Origin of the sequence: Fodinibius salsisoli, assembly GCF_026229185.1 — a bacterium.
GTDB lineage: Bacteria > Bacteroidota > Rhodothermia > Balneolales > Balneolaceae > Fodinibius > Fodinibius salsisoli.
The window spans coordinates 1-1,300 of record NZ_JAGGJA010000033.1 but is presented as its reverse complement, the minus strand read 5'-3'; the positions used below and the strand labels follow the sequence as shown (position 1 = coordinate 1,300).

Genomic DNA, 1,300 nt, shown 5'->3' with positions numbered 1-1,300 from the left:
TGGAGTTGCTACATTTTGGTAGACACCCGGTTAAGTCATAGATTGTGGCTGTTAATTTATACCTAATAGATCATGAGTAACAAACAAACCCGACGTAGCTTCAGCAAAGAGTTTAAGTTAGATGTTATTGAACAGAGTGAACATTGCGAGAAGATCACCGAACTGGCCGCGGATTTAGGACTCCGCCCAGCCCTCATTTATCGGTGGCGGGCCGAGTTTAAGGCCGACCCGCAGCGCAGTTTTCCGGGCAATGGAGTAGAACAACAAACTCCACAAGAAAAAAAGATCGCCCGCCTGCAGCGCGAGCTGGCCGAGGTTAAAACCCAGCGTGACATTTTAAAAAAGGCCATGGGCATCTTTGCCAACCACCCCAAATAATTTATCAGTTTATGGACGATCATAACGATCAATTTTCCATAGTAAAGATGTCTCAGACTCTGGGCGTATCCCGCAGCGGGTACTACCGGTGGCGTGGTCGCGGGCCGGCGAAGCGCACCCTGGAAAACAAGCAGCTCACAGCCAAAATTACCCAAATTTGGCTGGACTCGGCCAAGACCTATGGCAGCCCGCGCATTCACGCGGCCCTACTGGCCAACGGGGAACAACTCAGTCGCCCGCGTGTTGCCCGGCTGATGAACAAAGCGGGGATGGCTTCTCAAATCCGTCCCAAATGGATGAGGACCACCGATTCGGGGCACGCCCTGCCGGTAGCACCCAACCTGCTGGGCCGAAACTTTGAAGCCAAGCACTTGGGCCAGGCCTGGGTCAGCGATATTACCTATCTGCCAAGCTCTGGCGGCTGGCTGTATCTGACGACCATCATGGACTTGGCCGACCGACAGATCATCGGCTGGTCGTTGGCCGATAGCATGGCCGCCGAAGCGACGACAATCCCCGCATGGAACCAAGCCTGTAGCCGGCGCCGGCCCGGTGGAGAGCTGATCTTCCATTCGGATCGCGGGGTACAGTATGCCTGCGGGGACTTCACGGAGCTACTGGAAAACCAACCGCTGGTCACCCAGTCGATGAGCCGAAAAGGCAACTGCTGGGATAATGCGCCGGCCGAAAGCTTCTTTAAAACGCTAAAAGCTGAACTTGCGGTCGACACGGACACCTGTAGCTACCCTCAAGTGCGCCGGATCCTATTCCACTATATCGAGATCTGGTATAACCGCAAGCGCCTGCATTCAAGCCTGGATTACCGCAGCCCTGCACAAACCGAAGAATTATTAATAACCCAACAGCAACAGGCCGCATGATCACCCTTAACTCACTGTCTACTTTTTTGTTGCAATTCCAA

General features: G+C 53.7%; 2 protein-coding genes. Both read left to right on the top strand.

What is annotated here, in order from left to right:
• The first annotated feature begins 72 nt into the window (after window positions 1-72).
• On the top strand, window positions 73-378 hold the full coding sequence (locus J6I44_RS20490) for a transposase (protein WP_265768137.1): 306 nt from the start codon (window positions 73-75) through the stop codon (window positions 376-378).
• Window positions 379-389: 11 nt separating this feature from the next.
• Window positions 390-1,259 carry an IS3 family transposase gene (locus J6I44_RS20485; protein ID WP_265768136.1) on the top strand — a complete coding sequence of 290 codons (870 nt, stop codon included), beginning with the start codon at window positions 390-392 and terminating at the stop codon, window positions 1,257-1,259.
• The last annotated feature ends 41 nt before the right edge of the window (window positions 1,260-1,300 follow it).